Annotated in this window: 27 protein-coding genes; 18 read left to right on the top strand and 9 right to left on the bottom strand. The window is 73.4% G+C overall.

Annotation, left to right across the window (positions count from 1 at the left end):
* The first annotated feature begins 56 nt into the window (after positions 1 to 56).
* From BM223_RS09555 to BM223_RS09530, 6 genes are all read left to right on the top strand, one after another.
* The gene (locus BM223_RS09555; protein WP_038678129.1) at positions 57 to 263 is read left to right on the top strand and encodes a hypothetical protein; all 207 of its coding nucleotides are present in this window, start codon (positions 57 to 59) and stop codon (positions 261 to 263) included.
* 66 nt (positions 264 to 329) lie between these two features.
* A complete protein-coding gene (locus tag BM223_RS09550) occupies positions 330 to 2,327 on the top strand; it encodes a sensor histidine kinase (protein ID WP_141267228.1) in 1,998 nt (665 codons plus the stop codon).
* Complete coding sequence (locus BM223_RS09545) at positions 2,324 to 2,995, top strand: response regulator transcription factor (RefSeq protein ID WP_038678133.1); 672 nt, start codon at positions 2,324 to 2,326, stop codon at positions 2,993 to 2,995. The genes BM223_RS09550 and BM223_RS09545 overlap by 4 nt, the downstream gene beginning before the upstream one ends.
* A 105-nt stretch (positions 2,996 to 3,100) precedes the next feature.
* Positions 3,101 to 3,805 (top strand): hypothetical protein, encoded by a 705-nt coding sequence (locus BM223_RS09540; protein ID WP_141267229.1) that lies wholly within the window; start codon positions 3,101 to 3,103, stop codon positions 3,803 to 3,805.
* Positions 3,802 to 5,514: a hypothetical protein gene (locus BM223_RS09535; RefSeq protein ID WP_141267230.1), complete on the top strand. Its 1,713-nt coding sequence runs from the start codon at positions 3,802 to 3,804 to the stop codon at positions 5,512 to 5,514. The genes BM223_RS09540 and BM223_RS09535 overlap by 4 nt, the downstream gene beginning before the upstream one ends.
* A 10-nt stretch (positions 5,515 to 5,524) precedes the next feature.
* Complete coding sequence (locus BM223_RS09530) at positions 5,525 to 6,052, top strand: ferritin (protein WP_038678140.1); 528 nt, start codon at positions 5,525 to 5,527, stop codon at positions 6,050 to 6,052.
* On the opposite strand, the gene BM223_RS09525 is transcribed toward BM223_RS09530, so the two are convergent.
* Both BM223_RS09525 and nucS read right to left on the bottom strand, forming a co-directional pair.
* Complete coding sequence (locus BM223_RS09525; RefSeq protein ID WP_075018549.1) at positions 6,043 to 6,624, bottom strand: DUF952 domain-containing protein; 582 nt, start codon at positions 6,622 to 6,624, stop codon at positions 6,043 to 6,045. The genes BM223_RS09530 and BM223_RS09525 overlap by 10 nt on opposite strands.
* 62 nt (positions 6,625 to 6,686) lie before the next feature.
* On the bottom strand, positions 6,687 to 7,385 hold the full coding sequence (gene nucS / locus BM223_RS09520) for an endonuclease NucS (RefSeq protein ID WP_038678142.1): 699 nt from the start codon (positions 7,383 to 7,385) through the stop codon (positions 6,687 to 6,689).
* Positions 7,386 to 7,410: 25 nt separating this feature from the next.
* On the opposite strand from nucS, the gene BM223_RS09515 reads away from it, so the two are divergent.
* The 3 genes from BM223_RS09515 to BM223_RS09505 all read left to right on the top strand — a co-directional run bounded on the left by BM223_RS09515 (position 7,411) and on the right by BM223_RS09505 (position 9,766).
* Positions 7,411 to 7,713 carry a DUF167 domain-containing protein gene (locus BM223_RS09515; RefSeq protein WP_200887106.1) on the top strand — a complete coding sequence of 101 codons (303 nt, stop codon included), beginning with the start codon at positions 7,411 to 7,413 and terminating at the stop codon, positions 7,711 to 7,713.
* Between the two features lie 82 nt (positions 7,714 to 7,795).
* Positions 7,796 to 8,968 carry a 3-hydroxyacyl-CoA dehydrogenase family protein gene (locus tag BM223_RS09510; RefSeq protein WP_038678144.1) on the top strand — a complete coding sequence of 391 codons (1,173 nt, stop codon included), beginning with the start codon at positions 7,796 to 7,798 and terminating at the stop codon, positions 8,966 to 8,968.
* Positions 8,969 to 8,977: 9 nt separating this feature from the next.
* Positions 8,978 to 9,766: an alpha/beta fold hydrolase gene (locus BM223_RS09505; protein ID WP_038678145.1), complete on the top strand. Its 789-nt coding sequence runs from the start codon at positions 8,978 to 8,980 to the stop codon at positions 9,764 to 9,766.
* Positions 9,767 to 9,782: 16 nt separating this feature from the next.
* Here BM223_RS09505 and BM223_RS09500 read toward each other — a convergent pair whose 3' ends face one another.
* Positions 9,783 to 10,946, bottom strand: coding sequence for an endonuclease (locus tag BM223_RS09500; RefSeq protein WP_038678147.1), 1,164 nt, complete (start codon positions 10,944 to 10,946; stop codon positions 9,783 to 9,785).
* Between the two features lie 64 nt (positions 10,947 to 11,010).
* A complete protein-coding gene (locus BM223_RS09495; protein ID WP_038678149.1) occupies positions 11,011 to 11,550 on the bottom strand; it encodes a CGNR zinc finger domain-containing protein in 540 nt (179 codons plus the stop codon).
* A 78-nt stretch (positions 11,551 to 11,628) separates the two neighbouring features.
* Here BM223_RS09495 and BM223_RS09490 point away from each other — a divergent pair, with 78 nt between their 5' ends.
* Together BM223_RS09490 and BM223_RS09485 are read left to right on the top strand one after the other, a co-directional pair.
* The gene (locus BM223_RS09490; RefSeq protein WP_075018548.1) at positions 11,629 to 12,654 is read left to right on the top strand and encodes an EamA family transporter; all 1,026 of its coding nucleotides are present in this window, start codon (positions 11,629 to 11,631) and stop codon (positions 12,652 to 12,654) included.
* Positions 12,572 to 13,318 carry a hypothetical protein gene (locus BM223_RS09485; RefSeq protein WP_141267232.1) on the top strand — a complete coding sequence of 249 codons (747 nt, stop codon included), beginning with the start codon at positions 12,572 to 12,574 and terminating at the stop codon, positions 13,316 to 13,318. The genes BM223_RS09490 and BM223_RS09485 overlap by 83 nt, the downstream gene beginning before the upstream one ends.
* A gap of 302 nt (positions 13,319 to 13,620) precedes the next feature.
* On the opposite strand, the gene BM223_RS09480 is transcribed toward BM223_RS09485, so the two are convergent.
* From BM223_RS09480 to ccrA, 3 genes are all read right to left on the bottom strand, one after another.
* The gene (locus BM223_RS09480) at positions 13,621 to 14,760 is read right to left on the bottom strand and encodes an AI-2E family transporter (RefSeq protein WP_052138467.1); all 1,140 of its coding nucleotides are present in this window, start codon (positions 14,758 to 14,760) and stop codon (positions 13,621 to 13,623) included.
* Positions 14,757 to 16,016, bottom strand: coding sequence for a coiled-coil domain-containing protein (locus BM223_RS09475; RefSeq protein ID WP_052138468.1), 1,260 nt, complete (start codon positions 16,014 to 16,016; stop codon positions 14,757 to 14,759). The genes BM223_RS09480 and BM223_RS09475 overlap by 4 nt, the downstream gene beginning before the upstream one ends.
* Before the next feature lie 195 nt (positions 16,017 to 16,211).
* Positions 16,212 to 17,549 carry a crotonyl-CoA carboxylase/reductase gene (gene ccrA / locus BM223_RS09470; protein WP_038678152.1) on the bottom strand — a complete coding sequence of 446 codons (1,338 nt, stop codon included), beginning with the start codon at positions 17,547 to 17,549 and terminating at the stop codon, positions 16,212 to 16,214.
* Between the two features lie 199 nt (positions 17,550 to 17,748).
* On the opposite strand from ccrA, the gene BM223_RS09465 reads away from it, so the two are divergent.
* Genes BM223_RS09465 through BM223_RS09455 form a run of 3 tightly spaced genes read left to right on the top strand, consistent with a single transcriptional unit; the run spans position 17,749 to position 19,990 of the window.
* Positions 17,749 to 18,501, top strand: coding sequence for a LamB/YcsF family protein (locus BM223_RS09465; RefSeq protein WP_235319231.1), 753 nt, complete (start codon positions 17,749 to 17,751; stop codon positions 18,499 to 18,501).
* Positions 18,498 to 19,139: a 5-oxoprolinase subunit B family protein gene (locus BM223_RS09460; protein ID WP_038678154.1), complete on the top strand. Its 642-nt coding sequence runs from the start codon at positions 18,498 to 18,500 to the stop codon at positions 19,137 to 19,139. The genes BM223_RS09465 and BM223_RS09460 overlap by 4 nt, the downstream gene beginning before the upstream one ends.
* On the top strand, positions 19,136 to 19,990 hold the full coding sequence (locus BM223_RS09455) for a 5-oxoprolinase subunit C family protein (protein ID WP_038678156.1): 855 nt from the start codon (positions 19,136 to 19,138) through the stop codon (positions 19,988 to 19,990). Before BM223_RS09460 ends, BM223_RS09455 begins: the two co-directional genes overlap by 4 nt.
* A 188-nt stretch (positions 19,991 to 20,178) precedes the next feature.
* Here BM223_RS09455 and mce read toward each other — a convergent pair whose 3' ends face one another.
* Entirely contained in the window at positions 20,179 to 20,637 is a 459-nt protein-coding gene (gene mce, locus BM223_RS09450) for a methylmalonyl-CoA epimerase (RefSeq protein ID WP_371861501.1), read from the bottom strand.
* Positions 20,638 to 20,783: 146 nt separating this feature from the next.
* Between mce and BM223_RS09445 the strand changes: the two genes are divergently transcribed.
* Together BM223_RS09445 and meaB are read left to right on the top strand one after the other, a co-directional pair.
* Complete coding sequence (locus BM223_RS09445; RefSeq protein ID WP_038678158.1) at positions 20,784 to 21,983, top strand: acetyl-CoA C-acetyltransferase; 1,200 nt, start codon at positions 20,784 to 20,786, stop codon at positions 21,981 to 21,983.
* A gap of 10 nt (positions 21,984 to 21,993) precedes the next feature.
* The gene (gene meaB, locus BM223_RS09440) at positions 21,994 to 22,980 is read left to right on the top strand and encodes a methylmalonyl Co-A mutase-associated GTPase MeaB (RefSeq protein WP_235319232.1); all 987 of its coding nucleotides are present in this window, start codon (positions 21,994 to 21,996) and stop codon (positions 22,978 to 22,980) included.
* Here meaB and BM223_RS09435 read toward each other — a convergent pair.
* Entirely contained in the window at positions 22,977 to 24,062 is a 1,086-nt protein-coding gene (locus tag BM223_RS09435) for a polysaccharide deacetylase family protein (RefSeq protein ID WP_052138470.1), read from the bottom strand. The two genes, meaB and BM223_RS09435, sit on opposite strands and share 4 nt — an antisense overlap.
* Before the next feature lie 85 nt (positions 24,063 to 24,147).
* Between BM223_RS09435 and BM223_RS09430 the strand changes: the two genes are divergently transcribed.
* A complete protein-coding gene (locus BM223_RS09430) occupies positions 24,148 to 25,251 on the top strand; it encodes a 1-deoxy-D-xylulose-5-phosphate reductoisomerase (RefSeq protein ID WP_038678160.1) in 1,104 nt (367 codons plus the stop codon).
* Positions 25,248 to 26,606: a M50 family metallopeptidase gene (locus tag BM223_RS09425; RefSeq protein WP_038678161.1), complete on the top strand. Its 1,359-nt coding sequence runs from the start codon at positions 25,248 to 25,250 to the stop codon at positions 26,604 to 26,606. Before BM223_RS09430 ends, BM223_RS09425 begins: the two co-directional genes overlap by 4 nt.
* Position 26,607: the final 1 nt, after the last annotated feature.

Genomic DNA, 26,607 nt, shown 5'->3' with positions numbered 1-26,607 from the left:
TGACGCGCCTCACCTTGATTAGGTCTGCCTACCCTCAGTCGCCTACCCTCGTCCTCGTGGGCAAGGACAAGAAGAAGTCGAAGGGGAAGGTGCGCAAGCTCCCCAAGACGAAGTGCTGCGTGTCGAAGTCGCGCTGCGGTCGCTGCCCCCTGCGCATGCTCAAGGAGGGCACCCTCCCCGAGGGCTACACCGTCAAGAAGCGCGTGCTCGTCCGCGCCGACGGCAAGAAGGTCACCAAGAAGGGCCTGCAGAAGGCCGCCTGAGCCGGCCCGGCGACCCGGGACTCGCGTCCCTGTCCGGGCAGCCGCTCGCTGCTCCATACTCGGCGCATGAGACCGCGCCGTCGCCTGGGGGGTCCGGTGGCGACGGCAGGTCTGGTGCTGTCCTGGGCGGCGATCCTGGGCTCGCTCGTCGGCCTGGTGCTGCGTCCCGTCGGGCGGGGCGAGCCGTTCGCCATCGACGACCTGGTCTACGTCCTCGAAGGGATCGTCGCCCTCGTCAACGGCGTCGTCGCGGCGCTCGTGCTCGGCCGGCGCCGGCACGTCGTCGGCTGGATCTTCGGGCTCGTCGCGCTCGGCTTCACCCTCGCCCTGGTGACCGGTCAGCTGGCGCTGGCGGGCGTCGGCTCGCCCTCCGTGCACGCGGCGCTGGCGCACGCGCCGTACTGGGTATGGGTGCCGGGTGCGTACGCCTCCGCGCTGGTGCTGCCGTGGGTGCTGCGCGCCTCCGGGCGGGCGCCGGCGCTGCCGATCGCCGCGGGCGTGCTCGTCGCGACGGGGACGACGCTCATCCGGCTCCTGCACCAGCAGCCGGACGCGCCGCCCCATCCCTGGGCCGTCAGTGCCGCGACCGACCGCCTGCTCACCGGCGCCGGCCGGGTGCTGCTGGTGGTCACCGTGCTGCTGGCGGGCGCCGCACTGGCGTCGCTGGTGCGGCGCGCGCTCGCCGGCGAGCGCGCCGACCGGACGGCGTCGGCGTGGGTCGCGGCGGGCCTGGGCCTGCTCACGGTCGCCTTCCTGGGGCTGCGGCTCACCCCGGTCGACGCCGTCGGCTTCACCGACGTGCTCGAGGCGGCCCTCTTCCTGTTCCTCGGCTCCCAGCTGATGATCCCGGTCGCCGCGCTGACCGTCGTCCTCCGGGGGCGGATGGGGGGACTCGACGTCGCCGTCTCGCGGGCCACCGTCTGGGCGGTGCTGACCGCCCTGGTCGTGGTCGCCTACAGCGCGGTCGTGTGGCTGTGGGGCCGGCTGATGCCGTCGGACGACCGCTTCGGCGGCTACCTCTCGGTGGCCCTGCTGGCGCTCGCCGTCCAGCCGGTCCGGCGCTGGGTGCAGCGCGAGGTCGACCGGCTCGTCTACGGGCAGGCGCCCGACCCGGCTGCGGTCCTGGGCACGTTCGCGGCGGACGCGGCGGTGCCCCGGACGCCGGCCGAGAGCCTGCGCGCACTGGCCTCGGCACTGGCGGAGAGCCTGCGCCTCGGGCACGTCGCGATCGTCTCCGACCCGCCGGCCGAGGGGCTGGACGCCCGCGTCGGCGCGCCGGCCGACGACCTGCTGGTGCTGCCCCTGCTGGTCGGCGAGCGGCGCCGCGGCGAGCTGCGGATCGGCCCGCGCCCGGGGACCCGGCTCGACGAGCGCACCCGACGGCTGGCCGAGGGGCTGACCGGCCTGGTGGCGATCACCCTCGAGGTGGCCCAGGTCAACGCGGCGCTCGACCGGGCCCGCTCCCGCCTGGTCGAGGTCCGCCACGAGGAGCGCCGGCTGCTGCGCCGCGAGCTGCACGACAGCCTCGGGCCGAGCCTGGCCGGGGTCGGCCTGGGGCTGACCGCGGTCGAGCAGATGGGCGACGACCAGCGTGCCGACCGATCCGCCCTGATCGGCAGGTTGCGCACCGAGCTGGTCCGCCGGACCGAGGACATGAGGACCCTGGCCCGGGCCCTGCTCCCGCCCGCCCTGGACGACGGCGACCTGGCGGGCGCCGTCGCCACCCTCGTCGAGCGGATCGGCGGGCACGGACTCACCATCGCCACCGACCTGCGCGACGTCGAGCGGCTCGCGCCCCGGACCCAGGTCGCGGTCTACCTCATCGTCTCCGAGGCACTGCTCAACGTACGACGGCATGCCGGCGCGACCCGCTGCCTGGTCGAGGTCCGCGGCGGTGCCGTGCCGACCCTCGTCCGGGTCAGCGACGACGGCGCCGGGCTCGACCCGGCGGCGCGCCCCGGCGTCGGGTTCGCGTCGATGCGGGAGCGGGCCGAGGAGCTGGGCGGCGTGCTCGCCCTCGCCGGAGACGGCCCCGGCACGACCATCGAGGTGAGGATCCCGTGACTGACGTCCGTGACATCAGGATCGTCATCGTCGACGACCACCCGATCTTCCAGCTCGGCCTGGCCGCGGCGCTGGAGTCCCTGGGCGGGCTCACCGTCGTCGGCCGGGCGAGCTCGGAGGAGGAGGCGGTCGCGGTGGTGGCCCGGGAGCTCCCGGACGTCGTCGTGATGGACCTCGACCTCGGGGCCGGCTCCGGGGTCGAGGCGACGCGCGCGATCACCGCCGCCCAGCCGGGGGTCGCCGTCCTCGTCGTCACGATGCTCGGCGACGACGACTCGCTGTTCGCCTCGATCCGGGCCGGTGCCCGCGGCTACGTGCTCAAGGGCGCCGACCACGAGGACGTCGAGCGGGCGGTCCGCGCCGTGGCCCGTGGGGAGGTCCTCTTCGGCGCCGACGTCGCGAGCCGGGCCATCGCGCTGGTGCGCGGCACCCCGACGCGCAGCGCGGCCGCGGTCTTCCCCGAGCTCACCGACCGCGAGAGCGAGGTGCTCGACCTGGTCGCGCGCGGCTACGACAACGCGACGATCGCGCGCCGGCTGGTGCTGAGCAACAAGACGATCCGCAACTACGTCTCGGGCATCCTCGCCAAGCTGCACGCCTCCGACCGCAGCGCGCTCATCGTCCGGGCCCGGGAGGCGGGCATGGGCTCGCCGGATCCCGGCAGCTGAGGACCGTCGTCCCTGTCCGGGCCCCTGCCGGGATGGGAAGCGTCGGTGCCGCCGGTCGCGAGCGCGACCGGGCGGCCGACGCCGCGCAGCAGAAGGACGACCACCATGACCACACGTCCCCAGGAGCACGGGGCGAGCAGCCCGCCCACCGCACGACCGACCCGGCGCGGGTGGTGGCCGATGTGGGCCACCGTCGCCGGGACACTCGGCTTCCTCGGCAGCGCCGTGATCGGCGCGGCCCCCGACGTCGACAAGGGCGACCCGGTCACCCCGGAGCTGGTCGACGCCCTGCCGACCGGTGCCTTCCACCTCGCGCTCGTGTGCGGCTACCTCGCGGTCGCGGCGCTCGTGGTGCTGGCCGGGCTGTGGCGGCGCAACGTCGAGCAGCGCTTCCCGGGCTCGGTCGGCGCCTCGATCGTCCAGGCCGGCCTCGTCGCCTCGGCGGCCGGGCTGTCCCTCGCCTACGGCTGGAAGGGGGCGCTGAGCCGCTACCTCGAGGCAGGCCCGGAGCGCGCGACGTTCGACGAACGGGGGACCTTCGTCTACTTCATGCTCACCGACTTCTCGCCGTTCGTGGCCTGGCTGGGGGTCACGATCGCCTGCGTGGCGCTGGCCTGGATGGCCTGGCGCGAGGCGCTCGTCAGCCGGGTGCTGGGCACCACCGTGGGGGTGGTGGCCGGCGTCTTCCTGGCCGGAGCGCTCGTGACGGGCATCCCGGGACTGCCGGCGATCGGCTCGCTGCTGCTCGTCGTCCTCGGCCCCTGGCTCACCTTCGGGCGCCACGCGGGCATCGAGCGGGTGGCCCGGTGAGGGCCCGCGCGCGCGTGCTCGGCACGCTCGCCCTCGCCGCCACGCTCGTCGGGACCGGCGCGGCCACCGGACCGGTCTCGGCCTCCGGCGGCGACCCCGGCCCGGACGTCAAGCCGCCCACGATCGCCTTCGCCGCGCCGGTCTCACCCTGGGGGAGCTGGTACGGCGGCAACGTGCCGGTCCGGATCTCGGTCGAGGACAACGTCGGCGGCTCCGGCGTGGCCGGCTGGGACTGGACCTTGACCGGCGCGCAGACCGGCAGCGGATCGTCGACGGGCGTGCCCGCGACGGTGACGGTCACCCAGGAGGGACTCACCACGATCACCGTGGTGGCCACCGACAACGAGGGCAACAGCGCCACCCGGGAGCTGCCGGTCAGCATCGACCGCACCGCGCCGGAGATCACCTTCGCGACCGTGGTGCCCGAGGGCGCGTCGGTCAACGTCGGGTTCGGCTACACCTTCTCGTACGGCTGCCACGACGTGCGGACCATCGTCGCCTCGTGCACCGGCTCGATCCCGTCGGGCGGCGTGCTGCCGACGTCGACCGCGGGACCGCACCAGGTCGTGGTCCAGGCAACCGACATCGTCGGCAACACCACGCAGCGGGTCTTCCGCTACACCGTGGTGAACGGGCCGTTGACCGCCGTCGCGCCGCCGACGATCAGCGGCACCGCCAAGGTCGGCTTCCAGCTCGTCGCGACCGGCGGCCAGTTCACGCCGCAACCCGACACGGTCGGCTACCGGTGGGAGCGCGACGGCGTCCCCGTCGGCAGCGGCGCGTCCTACGTGCTGCGGCCCGCGGACGCCGGCGCCCGGCTCCGGGTCGTCGCGACCGGGCACAAGGCGGGCTGGGACGACACCGCCCAGGCCTCCACGGCCACGCCCGTCGTCGTGACCGGGGAGCTGCTGGTGAGCGGCGTGCCGGAGGTCGTGGGGGAGACCCGGCTCGGCGCGACCCTGTCGGTTCGCCTCCCGACGATCGACCCGCGACCGGACGCGGTCACCTACACCTGGCTGCGCGGCGACACCGTCGTCGGGCACGACGCGACCTACCGCGCCGGACCCGACGACGTCGGAGCCACCCTGCGGGCCCGGCTGACCTACGCCGCCGCGGGCTACACCCCGCGCAGCCAGGAAACGGCCGCCCGCGGGCCCGTCACCGGTGGGCTCGTCGTGTCGGCCGCACCGCGGATCACCGGCCCGGCGCGCGTCGGCGCCACCCTCAGCGCGACGCCGGGCGCCTACGCTCCGGCGGCCACCGGCAGCAGCCGCCAGTGGCTGCGCGACGGCCTCCCGATCGCAGGAGCGACGGGAAGGTCCTACCGCCTGACGGCGGCGGACGCCGGCCACCGGGTCGTCGTGCGCGAGACGGGGGTGCGAGCCGGGTGGGACGGCGTCGCCGCCGAGTCCGCAGCGACGGCGCCCGTGCTGCGCGCCGTCGCGACCGGACGGGCCACCGCGACCGTCCGCAAGCGGACCGTGCGGCTGCGAGTCGCGCTCACCGCACCCGGCGTCGTCCCGACCGGGAGCGTCGTGGTCCGCCGTGGCGGTACGGCGGTCCGCGGCACCTGGACGCTGCGCAACGGCGTCGCCGAGATCGTGCTGCGCAAGCAGCCGCGAGGTCGGCAGCGCTACGCCGTCAGGTACGCCGGCGATGCTGCCGTCGCGCCGCTGCCGCTGGCCGTCGTCCGGGTACGGATCCCCTAGGCTGGGCGCCATGGCTGCCCCGCGCTTCACCGACCTGCTCAACGCCCAGATCGGCAACGAGTTCGCCGCCCACAACCAGTACCTCGCGTGCGCGGTGTACTACGACGGGCTGACCATGCCGCAGCTCGCGGGGTTCTTCTACGGTCAGGCGCTCGAGGAGCGCCAGCACGCCCTGATGATGGTCCAGTACCTGCTCGACACCGACGCCCCGGTCGAGATCCCCGGCGTCGACGCCCCGGTCTCCGCCTTCGCCGACATCAGCGGCCCGGTCCAGCTCGCCCTGGAGCAGGAGAAGAAGGTCACCGAGCAGATCAACGCCCTGCTCCGCACCGCCCGCGAGGAGAACGACTTCGCCTCCGAGCAGTTCATGCAGTGGTTCATCAAGGAGCAGGTCGAGGAGGTCGCCACCATGAACGACCTGCTCGCCGTCGTCACCCGCAGCAAGGACGACATCAACGCCATCGAGGACTGGGTCGCGCGCGAGCAGGGCGGCGCCGACACCGACCCCACCGCGCCCCCGGTGGCCGGTCAGGGCTGAGGGCGCTCCGGCGTCGTCCGGGCGTGGCGGCGGCGGTAGAGCACCGCGGCCGCCACGATCCCGGCCACAAGCCCGACCAGCCCGCCGATCCCCGGCGCCCGGTCACCCCCGATCGCCAGGCCCAGCGCCAGCCCGAGGACGCTTGCGGCGAGCGCGAGGGTGGCGATCGCGAGGTTGAAGAACATCTCGCGGAAGTAGATGCGGGAGAAGCTCTCCTGGGGTGCCGGCGGCGTCGCCTTCGTCGGCGTCGCGGGGGAGAGCGGGATCGCCTTGACCACCGCCGACACCGGCAGCCGCCCGTAGATGTGCGGGAACGTCTCCGTCATCCCCGGCGCCGGCGGCTCGTCGACCACCGGGACGTCGAGCAGGTCGGTGTCGATGTGCAGCAGCACCAGCGGCTCGGTCACGTCCGCGTAGAACCGGTCGCGGACACCCGTCCACTGGTCCGCCCGGCTGGCGTGGATGAAGCCCTCGTCCGCGAGCGTGCGCCCGAGCGTCGAGGTCGTGTACGCACCGGTCTGCTGCGCCGCCGCCCACTCCGAGGCGAGGGCGAGGTGGAAGATCGTGGCCATCGCCGCTCATCCTCGCAGAACGGCCGGTCTGCGACCTCCTGCCGCACGCGGTTCTGCGTAGGTCAGAACAGTCGCTCGGTGGGGTCGTCCAGACCGCGCAGTGCGTCGTAGTCCACCAGCGCGCACGCGATGCCCTTGTCGGTCGCCAGCACGCGCGCCTGCGGCTTGATCTCCTGCGCCGCGAAGATCCCACGCACCGGCCCCTTGCCCGTCAGCAGGGGGTCGCGGTTCAGCAGCTCGAGGTAGCGCTCCAGCTGGAGGACGCCGTCGATCTCGCCCCGCCGCTTGATCTCGACCGCGACGCTGAGCCCCGACTCGTCGCGGCACATCAGGTCGACCGGGCCGATGGCGGTGGGGAACTCGCGGCGGACGAGAACGAGGCCGGCGGAGAGGGTGGCGGGGTGCTCGGCGAGGAGCTCCTGGAGGTGCTTCTCGACGCCGTCCTTCTGCAGGCCCGGGTCGATGCCGAGGTCGTGCTGGGAGTCGTGGTGGATCTCCTCGATGAGGATCCGCAGGGTGTCGGGGGTGGCGCCCTTGGGGGCCTTGGCGGTGACGGTCCACTCGACGTGGCCCTCGTCGGTGCTGCCCTCGCGGACGGTGCAGGGGGGCGACATCCAGTTGAGGGGCTTGTACGAGCCGCCGTCGGAGTGGACGAGGACCGAGCCGTCGGCCTTGATCATGAGCACCCGGGTGGCCATGGGGAGGTGGGCGGTCAGTCGGCCTGCATAGTCCACCTGGCAACGCGCCACGACGAGTCTCACGAGCCAGCAACATACCCTCAGGGCCGTGGAGATCGAGCCCGGCCTTCCCTGGTGGCGCCCCGAGCCCGGCAGTACGACGACCTGGCTGCTCGCGGTCCGCGTCCAGCCAGGGGCGTCCCGCACCGGTACGGCGGGCCCGGCCGGGCCTGCGGGGGACGAGCTCAAGGTGCGGCTCGCGTCGCCGCCGGTGGACGGGCGGGCGAACGACGAGCTGGTCCGCTGGCTCGCGAAGGAGCTCGGCGTCCCGCGCTCGGCGGTGACGCTGGTCCGTGGCCAGCGGTCGCGGTCGAAGGTGGTGCGGGTCGCCGTACCGCAGCCGCGGGACTGAGTTCTGTGACGTCGGTCTCGATCGCGGATCGGTGGTTACCGACGGGTAGTCAAGGCCCTCTGCGGGTGTCAGAATCCGGCCCATGACTTCGAGCGAGCAGATCTTCAACACGCTGGTGCTGCCGTACCTCAACCACGCGGTGCGCACCTACGAGTCGGGGTACGCGTCCGTCGCCGACATCGACGCTGCCATGCGCTTCGGGTGCGGCTACCCGAAGGGTCCGCTGACCGTCGTCGACGAGATCGGCGCCGCCCAGGTCCGTGACCTGCTCGCCGCGCGGTACGCCGAGACCGGCGACCACCTGCACGAGCCGGCCGGGCTGCTCGACAAGCTCGTCGCCGAGGGACGCACGTTCGCCGACGAGGCCGCGGCCGCTGGTGGGGGCGCGGCGCCGGAGTTCAAGCACGACATCAAGACCGTCGGCGTGGTCGGCACCGGCACGATGGCCTCGGGCATCGTCCAGGTCTTCGCCCAGGCCGGGTACGACATCATCTACGTCGGCCGCAGCCAGGACAAGCTCGAGGGCGTCCTCGGCTACATCACCAAGAACCTCGACCGCGCCATCGCCAAGGGCAAGGGGACCGAGGGCGACAAGGACGCGCTGCTCGGCCGGCTCACCGGCTCCACCGAGCGCGAGGCGCTCGGGGGCGTCGACATCGTCGTCGAGGCGATCGCCGAGGACCTCGACATCAAGCTCGAGCTGTTCCGCGACCTCGACAAGATCGTCAAGCCGGGCGCGATCCTGGCGACCACGACGTCGTCCCTGCCGATCACCAAGCTCGGTGAGGCCACCAGCCGGCCGCAGGACGTCATCGGCATGCACTTCTTCAACCCGGCTCCGGTCATGAAGCTCGTCGAGATCATCACCACGCCCGACACCGCCGCCGACGTCGACGAGACCGTCCGCGCGCTCACCGCCAACGTCGCCAAGGTCGGCGTCTCGGCCGGCGACCGCGCGGGCTTCATCGTCAACCTGCTGCTCTTCCCCTACCTCAACGACGCGGTCACGCTGCTCGAGTCCGGTGTCGAGATGACGACGATCGACGCCGCCATCAAGGAGACCGCCGGCTTCCCGATGGGCCCGTTCGAGCTGCTCGACGTCGTCGGCAACGACGTCTCGCTCGCCATCCAGAAGGAGCTGCACGCCGAGTTCGGCGAGCCGGGCTTCGCGCCGGCCGCCACGCTGGTCGCCAAGGTCGAGGCGGGCGAGCTCGGCCGCAAGACCGGCCGAGGTTTCCACGACTACGCCAAGTAGCCTTCTGGCGTGACCACGCTTCACCACACGGCTCTCGGGACCACCGGGAGCCGTGTGGTCTTTCTCCACGGTCTCTTCGGCCAGGGCAAGAACTGGACCGGCATCGCCAAGCAGCTCGCCGAGCGGCACCGGGTGCTGCTGGTCGACCTGCCCCACCACGGCCGCTCGCCGTGGCCCGAGCGCTTCGACTTCGCCGAGGTCGCCGCGCAGGTCGTCGCCACCCTGCCGGACGACGAGCCGGTGACCCTCGTCGGTCACTCGCTGGGCGGCAAGGTCGCCATGGTGCTGGCGCTGCTGCACCCCGAGCGGGTCGCGCGGCTGGTGGTCGCGGACATCTCGCCGGTCGACTACGAGGCGAGCCGCGAGTTCCCCGGCTACATCGAGGCGATGCGCGACCTCGACCTGACCCAGGTGGAGCGCCGGGCGGACGCCGAGCGGCTGCTCGAGCCCGCCGTCCCGGACCCGGTGGTGCGCTCGTTCCTGCTCCAGAACCTGCGCCGGGACGCCGCCGCGCCGGCGGGGTGGAGCTGGCAGGTCAACCTCGAGGTCCTCGACCGCGACCTGCCGGTGATCAGCTCGTGGCCCGCCGACGAGCTCGCCGCCGTCGCGCCGTACGACGGGCCGGTGCTGTGGCTCGCCGGCGGGCGCTCCGACTACGTGCGCCCGGCGTACGACGCGGCGATGGACCGCTGGTTCCCGCGCAACCGCAAGGTGACGCTCAAGGACACCGGGCACTGGCTGCACTCCGAGCGCCCCGAGCTCTTCCTCGAGGTGCTCAAGAGGTTCCTGGGGGACTGACTGACCGCCCCGGCGGTCACCAGATCGCGTCGGCGTACTCGGGGTGGTCGACGAACGGGTTCCGGTTGCCCTGGTACCGGGTGTAGACGAGGTCGTTGCGCGCCCGCTCGGCCGCCGTCGGCGGGTCCGCGGCGCTCCAGGCGAGGAGCACCGAGATCTTCCCGAGGTACGGCGTCGTGCCGTTGGTGCTGTCGTTGAGCTCGAGGTCGGCGAAGCCGTCGCCGCCCTCGTAGCGCACCGCCATGTACATCAGCCCGCGCGCGACGTCGCCCTTGACGGAGTCGCGCGGCTCGAACGAGTCGGCGTCGGTGAAGCAGTCGGGGCACTGGGCGACCGCGGAGCCGCCGTTGTCGAAGTCCTTGTTGCCGCGGGTGGAGTTGACGGTGACGTCCTCGGGGCGCAGGTGGTGCAGGTCGGTGCCCGGGCCGGCCGCCGTCCCGAAGCCGCCGTGGCTCTGCGGCCAGGTGTGCTCGCGGTTCCAGTTGCCGGTGCTGCCGCCGTTGCTGGACTTCGGCACCGAGCGGCCGGAGTAGAACTCGATGACGTTGCTGCTGTTGGCCGGGTCCTGGTCGGTGACCTCGAGCGCGTCCCAGACCTGGGCGTAGGTGAGCGTCCGGTTGCCGTCGATGATCCCGTGCAGCGCGGTGGCCAGCGCGGCGCCGGTCTTGCCGGCCGCGGCGTCGTAGTAGCCGGCCGGGACGCCCGGATCGGTCGGCGTGCCGGGGTCGGTGCCCCCGCCGCCGCCGACGAGCGCGAAGGCGGTGCCTCCGGTCAGCCCCGGGTGCGAGAAGTACGCCGCCAGGGTGCCCGTCACGTCGATCTGCCTGCCGAGCAGGCCGGGATTGGTCTTGAGCCCGTACGACGAGCGGAACGCCGACGGGATCTGCACGTAGATCATCGAGCCGGTCGCGGTGGTCCCGGGGGAGTCGGCGAGCGCGAGCGCGTAGTCGCTGGGGAAGCCGCTGCGCACGACGGTGGAGCTCGCGGTCGGCTGGCCCACGACGTACCCGCGCACGGTGGCGCCGGAGCCGTTCTGGGTGGCGATCGCCTGGGCGACCGCGAGCGGCGTCGCGGCCGCCGCGGGATCGGGGCGCGGACCGACGAGGAGGAGGGAGGTGGCCAGGAGGGAGAGGAGGACGGCGTGCAGTGCGCGACGTCGCAGCCCGAGCATGCGTGTCATGCCGGCGATCCTCACCCGCGACGGGGTCGCGCCGCTAGCCCGCGACGGACTGGTCATGCGGTGCTCACCCGTCGTTGGCCTGGCGGGCGCGGTAGGCGGCGACGGCGTTGCGGTTGCCGCAGGCCACCGAGCAGAACCGCTTGGAGCGGTTGCGCGAGAGGTCGAGGACGACGCCCTCGCAGCCGTCGTCGGCGCAGACCGCGAGCCGGGACATCTCGTCGGCGCGGATCACGTCGATCATCGCCATCGCGGTCTCGACGGTGATCCGCTCGGCCAGCGGGCGCTCGGGGTCGACGGCGTGCAGGTGCCAGTCGTAGCCGTCGTGGCGGCGCAGCTGGGGGAGCGCGGAGGCCTCGCGCAGCATCGCGTTGACGATGTCGACGGCCTGGTCGCGGCCGGCCGTGAGCAGGGCGCGCAGCCGGGGGACGATCGCGCGCACGGCGTCGACCTCGGCCTGGTCGCCGTCGTGGCGCCCGGTGTAGCCGTGCTCGGCGAAGAAGGCCTCGAGCTCGTCGGGCGTGGTCAGCGTGACCGGCTCGAGGGCGGAGTTGGTGAGCGCGACCGCCGCCTGGAGGGCGAGCGAGGTGTCATGGGCGAAAACCACTTTGACAGGTTACCCGATCCGGACCTACTGTCATTGGTCATGAGGACGTTGACTCGTGACAGTGGGCCCCGTGTCGGTGTGGGCATCGGGTTCGCGCTCGCGTCCGCGGCGTCCTTCGGCCTCTCCGGCGCGCTGGCCCGCCCGCTGCTCGACGACGGCTGGACCGCCGGCAGCGTGGTCCTGCTCCGGATCGTCATCGGCGCGCTCGCCGTCCTCCCGTTCGGCATCGCCGCCCTGCGCGGCCGCTGGCACCTCCTGCGCCGCAGCGCCCCCACGGTCCTGCTGTACGGCGGCCTGGCGGTCGCCGGCGCGCAGTACTGCTACTTCTCGGCGGTCCGCACCCTCGAGGTCGGCCCGGCGCTGCTCATCGAGTACACCGCGCCGGCCGCGGTCGTGCTGTGGATGTGGCTGGCGCACGGCCAGCGCCCGGGACGGCTGACCGTCGTCGGCGCCGTGGTCGCGGCCCTGGGCCTGGTGCTCGTGCTCGACCTGTTCTCCGGCGCGGACTTCGACCTGCGGGGAGCGGCGTGGGCGCTCGCGGCGATGGTCGGCGCGGCGACCTACTTCGTCATCTCGGCCGACGACCGGCACGGGCTGCCGCCGCTCGCGCTCGCCACCGGCGGCCTCGTCGTCGGCGGCGTGATGCTGGGGCTGCTCGGCCTGGTCGGGCTGATGCCCATGGCGACCTCGTCGTCGCACGTCACCTACGCGGGCCTGACGACGGCGCCGTGGGTGCCGATCGTCGTCCTCGGCCTGGTCACCGCCGCGGTGGCCTACACCACCGGCATCGAGGCCAGCCGGCGCCTCGGCTCGCGCCTCGCGTCGTTCGTGGCGCTGAGCGAGGTCGTGCTGGCCGTGGTCTGGGCCTGGCTGCTGCTCGACCAGCTGCCCGGACTGGTCCAGCTCGCCGGTGGCGCGCTGATCGTGGCGGGTGTCGTCGGGGTCAAGCTGGGCGAGCGCGGCGTCAGCGCGGTCGGCATCGCGGTGGGAACCGATCCGCTCCCGGTCGCGTCGTCGGAGCATGAGGTGGTTGCTCGCGATGCTGCTGGTCTCGGCGACGGTGACGGCGGCGTGCGCCGCCGAGGAGCCCGCGCGGCCCGCTGATCCGGTCCTCGCCGCGCCCGCCACCGACGGCTGGCGCACCGAGACGTGGGCCGGGCTGAGCGTGGACGTCCCCGGCGAGTGGACCTACGGCGGCGCGCCGGTGCGGTCCGGAGGCGGCGAGCGCACGGTCTGCCCGCCGCCGGTCATGGGCCCGGACGACGCCGCGACCGGCCGGGTGGGGCGTCCGGTCACGCTCTCCGACGTGTGCGCGGGCTACCCGTGGATCCCGCACTCGCGCGCGCTGACCTCGACCACGCCCTACGTCTGGCTGGGCGCGGAGATCCCCGTCGGAGTCGTCCGGTACGACGGCGGGCTGGTCCAGCAGACGGTCGCCCGCCACGGCACCACGCTCACGGTGGGCAGCGCCGACGCCGGCCTGCGCGCGCGGATCCTCGGCTCCGCGCGCCCGGCCGAGCGGTGCCGGCCCGGCGGCGTCACCGCGGGGGAGACCGAGGTGTGCGGCTACGGGCGCGGCACGGACGACGCGCTCTCGCTCGCGTTCGCGGAGCGGGTCGACCCGGCCACGCTGACCGCGACGGTCGCCGCCGCGGAGCGGGCGGGGGAGGTGCCGGCGGGCTGGACCTGTCCCGGTCCGCGCCGCAACGACGACGGACGCGGGCACGTGCGCCGGCCGGCCGACGTCGTCGAGCTGCGCGACGACTAGCGGACCGTCGTCCTCGACCTGGGCTGCGAGAGCGTCGACCTCGGTGACGGCACGCTGCGCCGGCTGACCGACGAGGTGCTGCAGCCGTGGGTGGGCCCGCTGGCGCAGGCCTCGCTGCGCAGCCTCGTCGGTCCGCTCGGCTAGGGCGTGTCTCCCACCTCCCCGCCTGCTGCGCGGCGTCTGCGACTCGAACTGGCAGCGTTGTCGCAGACTCGACGGGCCTCCGGCCCGCCTTCACTGCTCCGCCTTGCCAGATCGGCCGCAAACGCCGCTCGCGACGGCGCGGACGTGGGAGACGCGCCCTAGCGCAGGTCCTGCTGCTTGACCACGACCTCGCGCAGGATCAGCAGCACCGCCGCCGCGACCGGGATCGCGAGCAGCGCGCCGACGACGCCGAGCAGGCCCGCGCCGACGAGCGCCGCGATCACGATGACCGCGCCGGGCAGGTCGACGGACTTGCTCATCACCCGCGGGTAGATGACGTAGTTCTCGATCTGCTGGTAGACGACGTAGAAGATCACGCAGGCGATGCCGGTCTTGACGTCGGTCGCGAACGCGATCGCCGAGACGATCACCGCGCCGATCGTGGCGCCGATCATCGGGATCACGTCGAGGAGCGCGACGACGAAGGCCAGCGCGACGGCGTACTCGCGGATGTCGGTGAACCACAGGAACACCAGCGAGGACAGGCCCGCGCAGAGCGCGACGATGAAGGCGCCGGAGACGTAGCCGCCGATGTTGGCGATGACCTTGTCGCCGAGCTTCGAGACCCGCTCGCGGCGCGAGGCCGGGGCGAGCTTGTAGATCGCGCCGGTCGTCGTCTTGAGGGAGGCCAGGAAGTAGAGCGTCAGGACGATGATGACGAACAGGTTGAACAGCGCCGAGATGACCTTGAGGCCGACGCCGAGCACGCCGCCGAACAGCCCGGAGAGGAAGTCGCCGTCCTCGATGTAGGCCTTGGCCTTGTCGATGACGTCGTACTCGCGGTTGAGGTCCTGGATCTGCTTGTTGCGCTGCAGCTCGTCGAGCCAGGCCGGGGCGTTCTTGGTGATCGCGGTGACCTGGTCGGTGATGACCGGGACGATCGCCACCAGGAAGAGCCCGAGCGCGACGAAGGCGATGACGAGCACCACGGTCACCGCGAAGGAGCGGCGCAGGCCGCGCCGCTCCAGCGCCTCGACCGCGGGGTTGAGGCCCGCGGCGAGGAAGAACGCGACCACGACGAGCATCAGCACCGAGCTGATGGCCGTGAGCGACTTGAAGAGCAGGAACGCCGTCAGCGCGCCCAGACCGCCGACGAAGCCGTAGAAGAACGGCGAGCGCCGGTCGAAGGGCCGTCCGGGCGTGCCGTACGGCGTCGGGTCGGAGTCGGCGTCGACCGGGGTCGCCGGGTCGACGCCGCCGTGCTCCTGGACGCCGTCAGCGGCCGCGGATGTGCTCAACTGTCGTCCTCGCCGAAGCCGGCGACCAGGTCGGCGAGCGAGGACAGCTGGGCGGTGATGGCGGCGCGGCGCTTGGTGAGCCGGTCGAGCTCGGCCTTGCGGGTGGCGATCTCGCGCTCCAGCTCGGCGTCGCCGGTGGCGGTGACCGCCTCGGCCTGGGTGCGGGCGGAGACGATGATCTGCTCGGCCTCGCGGCGGGCGCGGGTGAGCAGGCCCTCGGCCTCGGCCTGGGCCGCGGACCGGTTGGCGCTCGCCTGCTTGCTGGCCTCGGCGGCGCGGGCCTCGGCCGCGTTGGCGCGCTGCTCGGCCTCCTCGACCAGGCGCCGGGTCTCGCCGACGGCGGTGTTGTGGTGGTCGGTGGCCTCGCGGGCCAGCCGCTCCTTCTCCATCGCCAGGGCGCGGCGCGCCTCCTGGACCTCGCGGTCGACGGCCGCCCGGGCCTGCTCGACCTCGCGCTGCGCCTGGGCGCGGAGCTCGGAGGCCTCCTGCTGGGAGGCGAGCCGGAGCTGGTCGGCCTCGCGGCGTGCGGCGGCGAGGGTGTCCTCGGCCTCGCTCTTGGCCAGGGACCGCTCCTGCTCGGCGTCGGTGAGCAGCCGGGTCCGGTTCTCCTCGAGCTCGCGGAGCTGGACGGCGCGCATGTCGTCGGCCTCGCGGGCGGCCTCGGCGCGGATCGCCTTGGCGTCGCGGGCGGCCTGCTCGCGGATCTCGGCGGCGTCGTTCTCGGCCGTCACCCGGATCTCGGAGGCCTCCTCCTCGGCCAGGCGCAGCATCGCGCTGGCGCGGCCGCCGAGACCGGCGTACGACGGGTTGTCGGCCTCGTCGAGCTCGCCCTTGAGCCGGGCGACCTCCTGCTCGAGCTCGATGACCTTCTGCTCGGACTCGGTCAGGCTCGCGCCGAGCGTCGCCTTCTCGCTGGAGAGCTGGCGGATCTGGGCGTCCACCGCGTCGCGGTCGTAGCCGCCCTTGCGGACGATCGGCAGGCCACCGCCCGCGCCCGGGGCGGAGAAGCCCACCGGACGGGCGCCGCCGGCGCTCCCGGCGGGGGCGGCCGGCGGGACCGGGGCGGGGTTCGCGGGACGGCCGGCAGGGGCAGGGCGGTTGCCTGCCGCCGCCTGCGGCCGGGCGACCGGGGTCTCGGCCGTCTTCACGGCGGGGATCACCTGGGTGGGCTCGTCGTCAGCCTTGGTGGTCACGTTCTTGGACTCCTCGGTCGGGGTGGGCTCGTCGTCGAAGATGGACAGACCCTCGTCGCTCATGGAACTGAGCCTCCCTGGCTCTCGCGTCGGTGTTCTGGGGGGTGGACTTGGGGTGGGACCGGACCCATGATCCCCGATAGGCGAAGCGTTTCCCAGCCCGCCTCGCCGGGCGCGGACGGCGGCCCGGATCCGTGCGCGAAAAGCCGAACGGGCCGAGCGCGTGGTGCGCTCGGCCCGTTCGTCGTACCGCTGGGATCAGATCCCGCGGAACAGGTTGATCTTGTCGAGGTGCTGCTCGCGCATCTCGCCGTTGCGCACGCCGAGACCCTCCTCGGGGGAGAGGCACAGGACGCCGACCTTGCCCTGGTGCTTGTTGTGGTGCACGTCGAGGGCGGCCTGGCCGGTGTCCTCGAGCTTGTAGGTGCGCGACAGGGTCGGGTGGATCTTGCCCTGCGCGATGAGGCGGTTGGCCTCCCACGACTCGCGGTAGTTGGCGAAGTGGCTGGAGATGATCTTCTTGAGGTTCATCCACAGGTAGCGGTTGTCGTACTCGTGCATGTAGCCCGAGGTCGAGGCACAGGTGGTGATGGTGCCGCCCTTGCGGGTGACGTAGACCGAGGCGCCGAAGGTCTCGCGGCCCGGGTGCTCGAAGACGATGTCGATGTCCTCGCCGCCGGTGAGCTCGCGGATGGCCTTGCCGAAGCGCTGCCACTCCTTCGGGTTCTGCTTCGTGCCCTCCTCGTTCCAGAACTTCGGAGCGAGCTCGGAGCGGTTGATGACCATCTCGGCGCCCATGTTGCGCACGATCTGGGCCTTCTCCTCGTTGGAGACCACGCAGATCGGGTTCGCACCGCCGTTGAGGGCGTACTGCGTGGCGAAGCCGCCGAGACCGCCGGAGGCGCCCCAGATGAGGACGTTGTCGCCCTGCTTCATGTTGCCGCCGTTGGCGGAGACGAGCTGGCGGTAGGCGGTGCAGTTGACGAGGCCGGGGGAGGCGGCCTCCTCCCAGGTGAGGTGCTCGGGCTTGGGCATGAGCTGGTTGGCCTTGACCATCGCGACGTCGGCGAGGCCGCCGAAGTTGGTCTCGAAGCCCCAGATGCGCTGCGAGGGGTCCATCATCGTGTCGTTGTGGCCGTCGGGCGCCTCGAGCTCGACGCTCAGGCAGTGCGCGACGACGCGGTCGCCGGGCTTCCACTTGGTCACGCCCGCGCCGACGGCGAGGACGACGCCGGACAGGTCGGAGCCGACGATGTGGTAGTCGAGGTTGTGCCGGGCGCCGAGGTCGGACTCGCGGCCGTAGCGCTCGAGGAAGCCGAACGTCGAGACCGGCTCGAAGATCGAGGTCCACACGGTGTTGTAGTTGATCGCGGAGGCCATGACTGCCACGAACGCCTCACCCGGACCGAGCTCGGGGAGGGCGACCTCGTCCACGTGCAGGGACTTGCGGGGGTCCTTGTCGCGAGAGTCGATGCCCTCGAACATGTCGACCTCGTCCTTGTGGACCGTGACGGCCCGGTAGGACTCCGGGAGCTCGAGGTTGGCGAAGTCCTCCGCAGAGGCCTCCGCCTGGATGGCGTCGAGGATGTGCTGCACGATCGTCGTCTCCCTAGAAAAGTCGGTGCGTAACCAGTCGGGCCGGGTGGGCTAGTACGGCCGCCGCGAAGATACCCGTCGGTAACCATCGGGTGGTGAGTTCGTGACACTCATCTCATCGGCTCCCGCCCGGCAGGCGGGCGGCGGCGGCTCGCGCCGTCCTGGGCTCGGCGGCGCTCCGATGGGCCACCATAGAGCCGTGACGTCGCATGCGGGTGGCCTGTCCACGAACGAGGGGGTCGTCGACCTCAACGCCGATGTCGGCGAGTCGTTCGGCCGCTGGCAGCTGGGCGACGACGGCGCCCTCCTGCCGCACCTGACGAGCGCCAACGTGGCGTGCGGCTTCCACGCCGGCGACCCGCTCACGCTGCGTCACACCTGCACGATGGCGGTCTCGGCGGGCGTCACGATCGGGGCCCAGGTCGGCTACCGCGACCTGGCCGGCTTCGGGCGCCGCTACATCGACGTCCCGGCCGCCGAGCTGACCGCCGACGTCCTCTACCAGCTGGGTGCGCTCGACGCGATCGCCCGCGCGGCCGGGGGTCGGGTGGCCTACCTCAAGCCGCACGGCGCGCTCTACCACGCGGTCTCGCGGCACCCGGGGCAGGCGGAGGCGGTGGTCGACGCCGTCCGCGCGTTCGGCGGGCTCCCGGTGCTGGGCCTGGCCGGATCGGTGTTCCTCGACGCCGTCGCCGCGGCCGGGCTCGAGGCCGTCGGCGAGGGCTTCGCCGACCGCGCGTACCTGCCGGACGGCGGCCTGGTGCCGCGCACCGAGCGCGGCGCGGTGCTGACCGACCCGGTCGCGGTCGCCGCGCAGGCGGTCGAGCTCGCCCGGGCCGGCGACGTGCGCTCGGTGTGCATCCACGGCGACTCCCCGGGCGCGCCCGGGCTCGCCGCGGCCGTGCGCGCCGGGCTCGACGAGGCCGGGATCCCCGTCGGCGCCTTCGCATGAGGCTGCTGCCCTACGGCGACCGCGGGCTGCTCGTCGAGCTCGCCGGCACCGCGGAGGTCGTCGCCTGCACCGACGCCGTCCGCGCCGACCCGGCCGCTGCCGCGCTGCTGCTCGACGTCGTGCCGGGAGCGCGGTCGGTCCTCCTCGTCGCCCGCCCCGGCATCCCGCTCGACCGCCTGCGCTCCGTCGTACCGGACGAAATGGTCGTCGAATCGCCCGCATCACGACCATTTCGTCCGGTACGACGGGCGGGGGCGGAGATCCGGGTGGCGGTCGTGTACGACGGCCCGGACCTCGCGGAGGTCGCCCGGCAGACGGGCCTGAGCGAGGCCGAGGTGGTCGCCGCGCACACCGGGACGCCGTGGCGGGTGGCGTTCGGCGGGTTCGCGCCGGGCTTCGCCTACCTCGTCGGCGGCGACCCGCGGCTGCGGGTGCCGCGCCGGGCCGAGCCGCGCACCACGGTGCCGGCGGGATCGGTGGGGCTGGCGGGGGAGTTCAGCGGGGTCTACCCGCGCGCCTCGCCCGGCGGCTGGCAGCTGATCGGGCGCACCGACGTCGTGCTGTGGGACCTCGACCGGGAGCCGCCGGCGCTGCTCGCTGCGGGCGCGACGGTGCGGTTCGTGGCGGTCCCGGCGTGAGCGGCGCCCTGGTGGTGCGAGCCGTCGGCGGGCCGTGCCTGGTCCAGGACGCCGGCCGGCCCGGGCACGCCGCGATCGGCGTCGGGGCGAGCGGGGCGGCCGACCGGACGTCGTACGGGCTGGCGAACCGGCTGGTCGGCAACGGCCCCGGCGCGGCCGCGCTCGAGGTGGTCCTCGGCGGGCTCGAGGTCGAGGCGACCGCCGCGACGTGGGTCTGCGTCACCGGGGCGCCGGTGCCGCTCACCGTCGCCGGCCGCGCCGAGCCGACGGGCGCCGTGCTCGCGCTGCGGCCCGGCGACCGGCTGCGGATGGGGACGCCGGCGAGCGGCCTGCGCTCCTACCTCGCCGTCCGCGGCGGGATCGCGGTCGCGCCGGTGCTCGGCTCGCGCTCGCGCGACACCCTCGCCGGGATCGGGCCCGCGCCGCTGGCCGCCGGCGACCGGGTGCCGCTGGGGGCGGACGGGACGGGGGAGCTGCTCGTCGACGCCGTCCCCCCGACGTCGTACGACGGCCCGGTGGTGCTGCGCGTGGTCCGCGGCCCGCGAGCGGACTGGGTCGCCGACGCCGACCGGCTGGTCACCACGACCTGGCAGGTCGGCGCGGCCAGCGACCGGGTCGGCCTGCGCCTCGACGGTGCGGCGCTGACGCCGGCACCGGACCGGGGTGAGCTGCCGAGCGAGGGCGCGCTGCGCGGCGCGATCCAGGTGCCGCCGGGCGGGGGACCGGTCGTGTTCGGCCCGGACCACCCCGTCACCGGCGGCTATCCCGTGGTCGGTGTGGTCGTCGACGCCGACACCGACCGGCTGGCCCAGCTGCGCCCCGGCGACCCGGTCCGCTTCCGCTGGGCCTGAATCCCCGCGAAGGGGCACGGTCCGGCGGGCGAAGTGGCGCAGACCGGCGGGCGAAGTGGCGCAGACCGGCGGTCCAGGTGCGCGTGCCCGGGCATCCGCGCTCCCTCGGCCGCCGGAACGTGCTCCTTCGGCCGCCGGAACGTGCTCCTTCGCCCGCCGGAACGCGCCCCTTCGCCCCGCCGGAAGACTCAGTGGCTGCCGTCGGCGGCCGGCTCGACGAGCTCGACCAGGACGCCGCCGGCGTCCTTGGGGTGCACGAAGTTGATCCGGCTGTTGGCCGTGCCGCGCTTGGGCTCGGGGTAGAGGAGGCGGACGCCGCGCTCGCGCAGGATCGCCGAGACCTGGTCGAGGTCGGCGACGCGGTAGGCCATCTGCTGGACGCCCGGGCCGCTGCGGTCGAGGAACTTCGCGATGGTCGACTCCTCGTTGAGCGGGGCGAGGAGCTGGATGCAGGAGCCGGAGTCGCCGACGGCGACCATCGCCTCGCGCACGCCCTGCTCCTCGTTGGTCTCCTCGTGCACGGCGACCATGCCGAACGTGTCGCGGTAGAACGCGATCGCGACGTCGAGGTCGGGGACCGCGATGCCGACGTGGTCGATCGCGGTGAACAGGTGCTGGGGCAGGCCGTCAGTACTCATGCGGGCCATTCTGGACCACGGGGCACCACCCCCGATCGGTGACGAGTGCCACATCCACGCCCCTCTGAGACCCCTCGCGACCCCAGGTGACCCGCGAGTAGAGTCGAAGGAGTTCACGTTTCGGTACCACCGATGTTTTCTTCACGGAGGCAGCAATGTCCGACAACCCCAGCGTCATCGTCGCCGGCGCTCGTACGCCGATCGGCCGCCTGCTCGGCGGTCTCAAGACCCTGTCGGCCGCCGACCTGGCGGGCGTCGCGATCAAGGGCGCGCTGGAGAAGGCGGGCGTCGCGCCCGAGCAGGTCGACTACCTGATCCTCGGCCAGGTCCTCCAGGCCGGCGCCGGCCAGAACCCGGCCCGCACCGCCGGTCTCGCCGCGGGCCTGCCGGCCAGCGTGCCGTCGATCACCATCAACAAGGTGTGCCTGTCGGGCATCAACGCGATCGCCCAGGCCGACCAGATGATCCGCGCCGGCGAGGCCGACATCGTCGTCGCCGGTGGTGCCGAGTCGATGACCAACGCGCCGCACCTGCTCCCCAAGAGCCGCGACGGCTTCAAGTACGGCGACACCACGCTCGTCGACTCGATGGCCTACGACGCTCTCTACGACCAGGCGACGCAGCAGGCGATGGGCAACCTCACCGAGGCCGTCAACGCCGAGCGCGACAACGCGCTGACCCGTGAGGAGCAGGACGAGTTCTCGGCCCGCTCGCACCAGCTCGCCGCCGCCGCGCAGAAGAACGGCGTCTTCGACGACGAGATCGTCCCGGTCAGCATCCCGCAGCGCAAGGGCGACCCGGTCGTCATCAGCAAGGACGAGGGCGTGCGCGGCGACACCACCGTCGAGTCGCTCGCGGGCCTGCGCCCGGCGTTCTCCAAGTCCGGCACGATCACCGCGGGCTCGGCCTCGCAGATCTCCGACGGCGCCGCCGCCGTGGTCGTCACCAGCAAGAAGAAGGCCGAGGAGCTCGGTCTCCCGATCCTCGCCGAGATCGTCAGCCACGGCCAGGTCGCGGGCCCCGACTCCAGCCTCCAGCTGCAGCCGGCCAACGCCACCCAGAAGGCCCTCGACAAGGCGGGCCTGAGCGCGGCCGACCTCGACCTGGTCGAGTTCAACGAGGCGTTCGCCGCGGTCGGCATCGAGTCGGCGCGCGCGCTCGGCCTCGACGAGGCCAAGGTCAACGTCAACGGCGGCGCGATCGCGATCGGGCACCCGCTCGGCGCCTCCGGCACCCGGATCACGCTGCACCTCGCGCTCGAGCTCAAGCGCCGCGGTGGCGGCGTCGGCGCGGCCGCGCTCTGCGGCGGCGGCGGCCAGGGCGACGCCCTGGTCATCCGGGTTCCCTCTGCCTGATCGTCCGGCTTTGCCTGACCGAAGCACCCAGGGCGGCCGTCGCGGGATCACCGCGGCGGCCGTTCCTGACATCGTGGCCAAGGCGCGCGAGGGCGACCCGCGCTCGGTGGGCCGGCTGATCTCGCTCGTCGAGGACGAGTCGCCCCTGCTGCCCGACCTCATGCGGGCCCTCGCGCCGTACGCCGGGCACGCCCGCATCGTCGGCCTCACCGGCTCGCCGGGTGTCGGCAAGTCGACGTCGACCAACGCCCTCATCGGCGAGCTGCGCCGCCGCGACCAGCGGGTCGCGGTGCTGGCGGTCGACCCGTCGTCGCCGTTCTCGGGCGGGGCGCTGCTGGGCGACCGGATCCGGATGGGCGACCACGTGCTCGACCCGGGCGTGTTCATCCGCTCGATGGCCGCGCGCGGGCACCTCGGCGGGCTGGCCTGGACGACGCCCCAGGCGCTGCGGGTCCTCGACGCGGCCGGCTTCGACGTCGTCCTGGTCGAGACGGTCGGCGTCGGGCAGAGCGAGGTCGAGGTGGCCGGCCACGCCGACTCCACCATCGTGCTGCTCGCGCCCGGCATGGGCGACGGCATCCAGGCGGCCAAGGCCGGCATCCTCGAGATCGGCGACCTCTACGTCGTCAACAAGTCCGACCGCGACGGTGCCGACAAGGTGCGCCGCGACCTGCGCTCGATGCTCGGCCTCGCCGAGCGCCGCGACGGTGCCTGGCGCCCGCCCGTCCTCAAGACCACTGCGTCCACGGCGACCGGCGTCGCCGACGTCGTCGACGCGCTCGAGGAGCACGCCGCCTGGCTGCGCGAGAGCGGCGAGCTGGAGCGCCGGCGGGTCCGCCGTGCGCGCGACGAGGTCGAGACCCTCGCGCTCACCGCGCTGCGCCGCCGCTGGGGGAGCGTCGGCTCCGGCGACCGGCTCGACGAGCTGGCCGCGGCCGTGGTCGCCGGTGAGACGGACCCCTACACGGCAGCCGACGCGCTGGTCGCAGGCTCCTAGAGCACCCCGCCCCGCTTGAGCAGGATCGGCGGCCCCGGCAGGACGACCCGCCCGGCCGCCGCCGCGTCGGTGATCGTCACCGCCGCCGAGCGCACGTCGTCCAGGCGCAGGCCCTCGGGCGAGCGCAGCCGCACGGTGAAGGTCTCGGCCGGCTCGAGCACGCCGTCGGAGGTGAGCGGGATCCGGAGCTTGGCCGAGCGCCGGCCCGCCGGGACGACGACCCGGGTGCTCAGCCGCGGCAGGTCGCTGCCCACGGTCGCGGTGCCGGAGTGGGTCTCGACGACGACCGCGGTGTCGCGACCGGCCAGCCGGTCGAGCCGGACCCGGACGACGGCCGAGCCGCCCTCGACGCCGTCGCGGGTGACGAGCGTGGCGGTCGGGGTCGGGAAGCCGGGGCGTCCCTTCTCGTCGAGCGCGGTGAAGCAGTAGCCGCGGCGCCGCGCGCCCTGCACCACCTGGGCGACCGCGCCGACCGAGATCGGGGAGCGGTTCACGCCGTCGTGCTGGAGCACGATGTTGGCGCCGGGGCGCAGCGAGCCGAGGATCCGGGCGGCGATCTGCTCGGAGGTGCCGCTCTTCCAGTCGAGCGAGTCGGTGGTCCACAGCACCGGCACGAAGCCCGCGTCGCGGATCGCCCGGCGGATCGTCGGGTTCGTCGCGCCGTACGGCGGCCGCATCAGCCGGGTGGGGTGGGCACCGGCGCGCAGCAGCGCGCGGTGGGTGGTGCGCAGGGTCCGCAGCGCCTGGTCGTACGACAGCGTGCGCATGTCCTGGTGCGCCCAGGTGTGGTTGCCCACGAGGAAGCCGGACCGCTCGATCTCGCGGACCGCGCCCGGCAGCGCCTCGACCCGCTGGCCGACGACGAAGAAGGTCGCCGGCACGTGCTTGCTGCGCAGCAGCCGGACCAGCCGGTGCGTCGTCCCGCGGACCGGGCCGTCGTCGAAGGTGAGCGCGACCTGCCCCTTGCACCCCCGTTTCTTCGCCGGCGCCGGGGCGGCGGCCTGGGCGGGCGCGACGAGGACGGAGAGGACGCAGGCCAGGGCCAGCGTGACCAGCAGAAGGGGGGTACGGCGCAGGAGCACGCGGACAGCATGAACCGTCCGGCGCCCCGGCACGGTCATTTCGGCGATTCGGTGCTGTGATGTCGCCCGCTGAGAGGATGGGCGGGTGAAGGACGTCGTCATCCTCGGCTCGACCGGTTCCATCGGCACCCAGGCGCTCGACCTGGTGCGTGCCAACCCCGATCGCTTCCGCGTCGTCGGGCTGACCGCCGGCGGGAGCAACCCCGCGCTGTTCGACCAGCAGGTCGCCGAGTTCGCCCCCCGCTTCCACGGGCTGGGCGAGGAGGCGAGCGTCGAGGCGGCCCAGCAGGCGTGCGACGTCGTCCTCAACGGGATCACCGGTGCGGTCGGTCTGCGGCCCACCCTCGCCGCCCTCGACGCCGGGACGACGCTCGCCCTGGCCAACAAGGAGTCGCTGGTGATGGGCGGCCCGCTCGTCCTGGAGCGGGCCCGGCCCGGCCAGATCGTGCCGGTCGACTCGGAGCACAGCGCGCTCGCGCAGTGCCTGCGTGCCGGCACCCCGGAGGAGGTGCGCCGCCTGGTGCTCACCGCGAGCGGCGGGCCGTTCCGCGGCCGCACCCGTGCCGAGCTCGCCGACGTCACCCCCGAGCAGGCCGCTGCGCACCCGACCTGGGACATGGGGCCGGTGATCACCATCAACTCCGCGACCCTGGTCAACAAGGGCCTCGAGGTGATCGAGGCGCACCTGCTCTTCGGCATCCCCTTCGACCGGATCGAGGTCGTCGTCCACCCGACGAGCGTCGTGCACTCGATGGTGGAGTTCGTCGACGGCTCGACGCTGGTCCAGGCCAGCCCGCCGACCATGCTCATCCCCATCGCGCTCGGCCTTTCCTGGCCCGACCGGGTGCCCGACGCGGCGCCCGCGGTGGACTGGACCAGGGCCGAGACCTGGGAGTTCCTCCCGCTCGACGACGACGCCTTCCCCGCGGTCGCCCTGGCCCGGACGGCGGGGGAGCGCGGGCGCACCGCGCCGGCGGTCTACAACGCCGCCAACGAGGTCGCCGTCGACGCCTTCCGCAGGGGCCGGCTTCCCTTCACCGGGATCGTCGACGTTGTGCGGGACGTTCTAGCCGCCCACGACGTACCCTCGGAGGGGCAGCTCTCCCTCGACGACGTCCTCGCGGCCGACGCGTGGGCGCGGGAAGCGGCCACCCAGCTCATCGAACCGAGGACCGCGCCCCGCCCATGACCGCTCTGCTCTACCTTCTCGGTGTCGTCGTCTTCGCCGTCGCGATCCTGGCGTCGATCGGCCTGCACGAGCTCGGCCACATGATCCCCGCGAAGGCCTTCGGCGGGAAGGTCACCCAGTACTTCATCGGCTTCGGCCCCACCGTGTGGAGCAAGCAGGTCGGCGAGACCGAGTACGGCGTCAAGGCGATCCCGCTCGGCGGCTACGTCAAGATCGTCGGCATGCTCCCGCCCGGCGCCGAGCAGCTGGCCGACGAGGCCGACGTCGACGAGCACGGCAACCAGGTGCTCAAGGTCCGCAAGTCCAACACGGGCATGTTCACCCAGCTCATCTCCGACGCGCGGGCGGCGGAGTGGGAGCTGGTCCGTCCCGAGGACACCGAGCGGCTCTTCTACAAGATGGCCTGGTGGAAGAAGGTCATCGTCATGGGCGGCGGCCCGATGGTGAACATCGCCATCGCCTTCCTCATCTTCGCCGGCGTCTTCGCGACCTACGGCAACCCGAGCGACCCGACCACCGAGCTGACCATCAGCGAGGTCCAGGGCTGCGTCATCCCGGCCGACGAGAACGGCCGGACCTGCACCGAGGACGAGATCGCGACCTCGCCGACCCCCGCCTACGCGGCCGGGCTGCAGAAGGGCGACCGGTTCGTCTCCTTCAACGGCACCGAGATCTCCACCTGGGAGCAGCTGCAGAAGCTGATCCGGGCCAACGACGACGGCGAGGCCACGATCGTCGTCGAGCGCGGCGGCGAGCAGCTCACCGTCGCGACCCGGACCAGGGTCGAGCCGCGCTTCCTGCAGGCCGACGACAAGGAGAAGACCGCGGTCGGCTTCCTCGGCGTCAGCCCCGAGACCCACCCGACCAAGGGCGGCGTCTTCTACACCGGCGGCCAGATGGGCCACATGACCGTCGAGGTCGTGAAGTCGCTGGCCACCCTGCCGGTCAAGGTGTGGGGCGTGGCCAAGGCGATCGTCGGGGTCGAGAAGCGCGACCCCGCCGGCCCGGTCAGCATCGTCGGCGGCGGCCGCCTCGCCGGCGAGACCGCCGCGCACGACGAGATCAGCAGCCGCGACAAGGTGCTCTCGCTGCTCATGCTCGTGGCCGGCTTCAACTTCTTCATCGGCATGCTCAACCTGGTGCCGCTGCTGCCGCTCGACGGCGGCCACATCGCCAGCGCGTTGTGGGAGGCCGTGCGCCGGGGCCGGGCGCGGCTGTTCCGCCGTCCCGACCCGGGCTACGTCGATGCCGCCAAGCTGCTCCCGATCGCCTACGTCGTGGCGAGCGCGCTGCTCGTGATGGGCCTCGTGCTGATCGTCGCGGACATCGTCGTGCCCGTGCACCTCGAATCCTGAT

Source organism: Pimelobacter simplex, assembly GCF_900114845.1.
Classification (GTDB): Bacteria; Actinomycetota; Actinomycetes; order Propionibacteriales; family Nocardioidaceae; genus Nocardioides; species Nocardioides simplex.
This window is presented reverse-complemented; position numbering and strand designations above follow the sequence as displayed.

What these genes read in the sequence shown, in the direction of transcription:
- BM223_RS09500 (WP_038678147.1), bottom strand. Translation starts at nt 10,946, where the DNA reads ATGACACGCATGCTCGGGCTGCGACGTCGCGCACTGCACGCCGTCCTC.
- BM223_RS09475 (WP_052138468.1), bottom strand. Translation starts at nt 16,016, where the DNA reads ATGAGCGACGAGGGTCTGTCCATCTTCGACGACGAGCCCACCCCGACC.
- BM223_RS09540 (WP_141267229.1), top strand. Translation starts at nt 3,101, where the DNA reads ATGACCACACGTCCCCAGGAGCACGGGGCGAGCAGCCCGCCCACCGCA.
- BM223_RS09525 (WP_075018549.1), bottom strand. Translation starts at nt 6,624, where the DNA reads ATGGCCACGATCTTCCACCTCGCCCTCGCCTCGGAGTGGGCGGCGGCG.
- BM223_RS09530 (WP_038678140.1), top strand. Translation starts at nt 5,525, where the DNA reads ATGGCTGCCCCGCGCTTCACCGACCTGCTCAACGCCCAGATCGGCAAC.
- BM223_RS09425 (WP_038678161.1), top strand. Translation starts at nt 25,248, where the DNA reads ATGACCGCTCTGCTCTACCTTCTCGGTGTCGTCGTCTTCGCCGTCGCG.
- mce (WP_371861501.1), bottom strand. Translation starts at nt 20,637, where the DNA reads ATGGCCCGCATGAGTACTGACGGCCTGCCCCAGCACCTGTTCACCGCG.
- BM223_RS09460 (WP_038678154.1), top strand. Translation starts at nt 18,498, where the DNA reads ATGAGGCTGCTGCCCTACGGCGACCGCGGGCTGCTCGTCGAGCTCGCC.
- BM223_RS09510 (WP_038678144.1), top strand. Translation starts at nt 7,796, where the DNA reads ATGACTTCGAGCGAGCAGATCTTCAACACGCTGGTGCTGCCGTACCTC.
- BM223_RS09485 (WP_141267232.1), top strand. Translation starts at nt 12,572, where the DNA reads ATGAGGTGGTTGCTCGCGATGCTGCTGGTCTCGGCGACGGTGACGGCG.
- BM223_RS09550 (WP_141267228.1), top strand. Translation starts at nt 330, where the DNA reads ATGAGACCGCGCCGTCGCCTGGGGGGTCCGGTGGCGACGGCAGGTCTG.
- BM223_RS09445 (WP_038678158.1), top strand. Translation starts at nt 20,784, where the DNA reads ATGTCCGACAACCCCAGCGTCATCGTCGCCGGCGCTCGTACGCCGATC.